This window comes from Chthoniobacterales bacterium (genome assembly GCA_036569045.1).
Classification (GTDB): domain Bacteria; phylum Verrucomicrobiota; class Verrucomicrobiia; order Chthoniobacterales; family JAATET01; genus JAATET01.
Window position 1 is genome coordinate 1 of record DATCRI010000080.1, and the last position, 4663, is coordinate 4663.

General features: G+C 67.8%; 5 protein-coding genes. 4 read left to right on the top strand and 1 reads right to left on the bottom strand.

The genetic code is table 11. The features are described from left to right. Both VIM61_14330 and VIM61_14335 read left to right on the top strand, forming a co-directional pair. Positions 1–725, top strand: a 725-nt coding sequence (locus tag VIM61_14330; protein HEY8901587.1) for a histidinol-phosphatase, incomplete at its 5' end; no start/stop codon positions are given. Between the two features lie 15 nt (positions 726–740). Beyond that, entirely contained in the window at positions 741–2171 is a 1431-nt protein-coding gene (locus VIM61_14335) for an MFS transporter (protein ID HEY8901588.1), read from the top strand. Between the two features lie 41 nt (positions 2172–2212). Here VIM61_14335 and VIM61_14340 read toward each other — a convergent pair whose 3' ends face one another. Continuing rightward, entirely contained in the window at positions 2213–2923 is a 711-nt protein-coding gene (locus VIM61_14340; protein HEY8901589.1) for a sugar phosphate nucleotidyltransferase, read from the bottom strand. A 59-nt stretch (positions 2924–2982) separates the two neighbouring features. Here VIM61_14340 and VIM61_14345 point away from each other — a divergent pair, with 59 nt between their 5' ends. Both VIM61_14345 and VIM61_14350 read left to right on the top strand, forming a co-directional pair. Continuing rightward, entirely contained in the window at positions 2983–3840 is an 858-nt protein-coding gene (locus VIM61_14345) for a transglutaminase family protein (protein HEY8901590.1), read from the top strand. Positions 3841–3845: 5 nt separating this feature from the next. Continuing rightward, positions 3846–4553 carry a lysophospholipid acyltransferase family protein gene (locus tag VIM61_14350; GenBank protein ID HEY8901591.1) on the top strand — a complete coding sequence of 236 codons (708 nt, stop codon included), beginning with the start codon at positions 3846–3848 and terminating at the stop codon, positions 4551–4553. The last annotated feature ends 110 nt before the right edge of the window (positions 4554–4663 follow it).

Consider the following 4663-nt stretch of genomic DNA (forward strand, 5'->3'; position numbering starts at 1 on the left):
CCTGCCACTGCCCGCTGCCGGACGGCATTTCCGCCGATGTCCGCATGTCGCCCGCGGAATTTCCCGTTTACGTCGACCTCGTCGCCCGCGCCCGGGAAGAATGGGCCGGCCGGGTGGACGTGCGCCTCGGCCTCGAGAGCGATTACTACCCCGGCGTCGAGCCGTGGCTGGAAAAACTCCACGCCCGCGTGCCGCTTCACCACGTCCTCGGCAGCGTCCACTATCACGTGCCGGAATACCGCGCCCGACACAACACGGGCGACGCATTCGCCTACCAGCAGCTTTACTACGAGCACCTCGCCGAGGCGGCCGAGACCGGCCTCTACGACACGCTCGCGCATCCCGATCTCATCAAGAACGACGCCCCCGCGGCGTGGCACCTCCCCCGCATTCTTCCCTTCATCGCCCGCTCCCTCGACCGCATCGCCGCCACCGGCGTGGCCATGGAGCTGAACACCAGCGGCCTCGACAAGGCGCTCTCCGAGATGAATCCCGGTCCGGTGCAGCTCGCGCTCATGCACGAGCGCGGCATTCCCGTCGTGATCGGCGCGGACGCCCATCGCCCCGGCCGCGTCGGCGACCGCTACCCCGCTGCGCTCGGTTTCCTGCGCGAGGCCGGTTACACCGAGGTCAGCTTCTTCCTCGATCGCCAGCGCCAGACGGTGCCGATCGACATCGCCCTCGCCTCGCTGCGGGTTCCAAAAGACGCCTCACTCGCTGGCTAGCGGCCTCTCTGCGGAATGCCCGGCTGCTGGATCGAGTCCCACGTGCCCGCGCGGCTCGACCGGCTCCCGTGGAGTCGCTGGCACTGGTTCATCGTCGTCGCCCTCGGCGCCACGTGGATCCTCGACGGCCTCGAGGTCACCCTCGCCGGCGCTCTGGGCGGGATTCTCACCCACCCCGGCGCACTCGGCTTTACCGAGACGCAGGTGGGCGGCAGCGCCACCGCCTACCTCGTGGGCGCCGTCGCGGGCGCGCTCTTCTTCGGCTATCTCACGGACCGCCTCGGCCGCAAACGCCTTTTCTTCGTCACCGTCGGCGTTTATCTCGGGGCCACCGCTCTGTCCGCCTTCGCCTGGGACTTCCCCAGCTATCTTCTCTTTCGCTTTCTCACCGGCGCCGGCATCGGCGGGGAATACGCCGCCATCAACTCCGCGATCGACGAACTGATTCCCGCCCGGTTTCGAGGCCGGGTCGCCCTTTTCATCAACTCGACCTACTGGATCGGCGCCGCCATGGGCGCCGGCGCCACGATCTGGCTGCTCGATCCCGCCCTCGTGCCCGTCTGGCTCGGCTGGAGGCTCGCCTTCGGCATCGGTGCCGTCCTCGGGCTCGGCGTGCTCCTTCTGCGCGCCTGGGTGCCGGAAAGCCCGCGCTGGCTGCTCATTCACGGTCGCAGGCCCGAGGCCGAGGCCACCGTTGCCGCCGTCGAGGAAATCGTCGGCCGCACCCGCGGAGCGCTGCCGCTGCCCGAGGGCAATCCGATCCGCATTCGCCAGCGCACCCACACCCCGTGGCGCGAAATCTGGCGCGCCGCCGTCGTCGAGCACCCGCGCCACACCCTGCTCGGGTTCTCGCTCATGGTGTCGCAGGCGTTTTTCTACAACGCCATCTTCTTCACCTACGCCCTCGTGCTCATGCGCTTCTACGAGGTCCCCGCGCAGAATGTCGGCCTCTACCTCCTGCCCTTTGCGCTCGGCAACGTCCTTGGCCCCTTCGTGCTCGGCCACCTTTTCGACACCGTCGGCCGCAAGCCAATGATCGTCGCCACCTACGCCCTCTCGGGCCTGCTGCTCGCCGCGACCGGCTTTCTCTTCCAGGCCGGCCTGCTCACCAGCATCACCCAGACGCTGGCATGGAGCGTCATCTTTTTCTTCGCTTCGGCTGCGGCAAGCTCTGCCTACCTCACCGTCAGCGAGATTTTTCCTCTCGAGATTCGCGCCATGGCCATCGCTGCCTTCTACGCCCTCGGCACGCTCATCGGCGGCGCCCTCGCGCCCCTGCTCTTCGGCTACCTCATCGGCACCGGCTCCGCATCGGCCGTGCTGGCCGGTTACCTCTTCGGCGCCATCCTCATGCTCGCCGCCGCCGGCATGGAGGCCTGGATCGGCGTCAAAGCCGAAGGTCGCTCGCTGGAATCCATCGCGCCCCCGCTCTCCACACGGGAGTAGTCGGACGGGTTGCTCATTGACCGCCCGGGAAAAGCCGCGCCTCAGCCGTTCAGCTCGGCGAGCACCTCGGGATCGCGCACGTCGGCCCAGTCGCCGAGCAGCTCGAAGGCTCGCACGCGTCGGCCGCTCAGCGCCAGCGCGCGAATCGCATCCGTGAGTTCGTATTCGCCTCGCGGCGACTTCTCGAGGCGCGCGGTGAACTCGTAAATGCTCGGCCGGAACAGATAGACGCCCGCGTTATACCAGGGACTCGTCGGCTCGCCCGGCTTCGGCTTCTCACGCAGGTCCGTCATGTGGAAATCCGCGTCGACGAATACCGCGCCGCCCTTGCTGACGTCCTCGCTGTGCTTCACCGAAATGATCGCCTCCTCGTCACCCGGCGCGGCGAGCACGCCGTAGTTCCGCGGATCGAGCAGAATGTCGCCGTAGCTCAGCAGGAACGGATCATCGCCCGTGAACGCCCGGCCCAACTCGACCACGCGCCCGGTGCCGTCCTGCGTGACCTGCCGCTGGTAGCTCACCGAGACCCCGAACACACTGCCGTCACCGAAAAAGTCGCGCACGACATCCTCGCGGTAGCCCACGATCAGCAGCACGCTGGTCACGCCCGCTCCGCGCAGCCCCTCGATGATGTGCTGCAGGATCGGCTTCCCCCGCACCGCGATCATCGGTTTCGGCAGGTCATTGGTCAGTTCGCGCATGCGGGTGCCACGGCCTGCGGCGAGGATGACGGCTTTGGTCACGGTGCTCATAGGATGGATTTTACCTTCGTGCGGCCGCCGACGTTCTGTAAACCGTATTCCTCCGCCGCATGAAGCGACTTCGTATCACCCACACCACCGAATACCGCTATCACGAGCCCGTGACTTTCGGCCCGCATCGCGCGTTCGTGCGCCCTCGCGAAGGGCATGATGTCCACATCGAGGGGTCGCTGCTCCAGATCACGCCGAAGGCCAAGGTCCGGTGGTTCCGCGACATGTATGGCAACTCGATCGCCATCCTCGATTTCCAGGAGCCCGGCACGCTGCTGCGCGTCTTCAGCGAACTCGACGTCGCGCATTACGACGAGAATCCGCTCGATTTCATCATCGATCCCGAGGCCGTCGCGTATCCCTTTCGCTACCCGATGGACGAGCAGCCCGAGCTCATCCCCTACCGCCTCTCCGCGTTTCCCCGCGACGGCACCGCGCTCAAGGACTGGCTCCTCCAGTTCTACAAGCCCGGCCAGCTCATCGGCACCTTCGACCTCCTGTCGAACCTGAACACCGCCATCTTCGAGAATTTCCGCTACGCGCGGCGCGAGGAGGCCGGCATCCAGACGCCCGCCTACACGCTCCAATGCGGCACCGGCTCCTGCCGGGATTTCGCCACGCTCATGATGGAGGCCGCGCGGCAATGGGGCTTCGGCGCTCGCTTCGTCAGCGGCTACCTACAGACGCCCACGAGCGAGGATCAACACGGCGCCACCCACGCCTGGACCGAGATTTACATTCCCGGCGCAGGCTGGCGCGGTTTCGACCCCACGAACAACGCCCTCGCCGGCTCCAAGCACGTCTCCGTGGCCGTGAACCGCGACCCCGAGAAGGCCGCGCCGGTCAGTGGCTCGTGGAAGGGCCCGCGAAGCGCCTTCGCGGGCATGAGTGTCGACGTGCAGGTCGTGCAGATCTAGGGACGGTGGGCGCATTCGAGATCGGCGGCGCGGGCCAGCGCGCCTTCAATTCCGCGGCACGCACCGCCTTCCGCGCCATCTTCGGCGTCGCCACGCGCACGCGCATCCGGCACCTCGCGCCCATTCCCCAAGGCGGGCCGCTCATCCTCGCGCCGAATCACATCAGCCACTTCGACCCGCCTCTCATCGGCTCCGTCTTCCCGCGCCACGTCGACTGGATGGCGATGGAGGAGCTTTTCCGCAACGAACGCTTCGCCCGCGCACTCGCCCTCACCGGCGCCTTTCCGGTCCATCGCGACGGCAGCGATCGCACCGCGCTGCGCACGGCCGCCCATCGGCTCCGAGCCGGCCGCGTGGTCGGCATTTTTCCGGAAGGCGGCATTCGCGCCGGCGAATCGTCCATTCTCGAAGGCGCGCCCATGCGCCCCGGCGTCGCCGCGCTCGCCCTGCTCGGCCACTCGCCGATCCTGCCCTGCGTGATCGCCGGCACCGACCGCCTGTATCATCGCGGGAACTGGCTCCGCCGCCCGCCGGTCTGGATTCTCACCGGCACGCCGATCGCACCCGAAGGCGAACGCGAGGCGATCCACGCGCGGCTCGCCGCGGCCTACCTCGACCTTCGCGTCCGGATCGTCGCTGAATTCGGCCTCGCCGAGCGCGACCTCCCGCACACCCCGCAGGCCCGCAAGGGCGAAGATCCCTACGCGCCATGAGCCGGCTGATCGCCCACGCGATGGACGCCGCGATGTGCGCCATGATGAATCACCTCCAGTGGCGCCTCCGCCACGACACCTGCACGCGCGAGGAATTCGAGGCCTATCTC

What these genes read in the sequence shown, in the direction of transcription:
- VIM61_14335 (HEY8901588.1), top strand. Translation starts at nt 741, where the DNA reads ATGCCCGGCTGCTGGATCGAGTCCCACGTGCCCGCGCGGCTCGACCGG.
- VIM61_14340 (HEY8901589.1), bottom strand. Translation starts at nt 2,923, where the DNA reads ATGAGCACCGTGACCAAAGCCGTCATCCTCGCCGCAGGCCGTGGCACC.
- VIM61_14345 (HEY8901590.1), top strand. Translation starts at nt 2,983, where the DNA reads ATGAAGCGACTTCGTATCACCCACACCACCGAATACCGCTATCACGAG.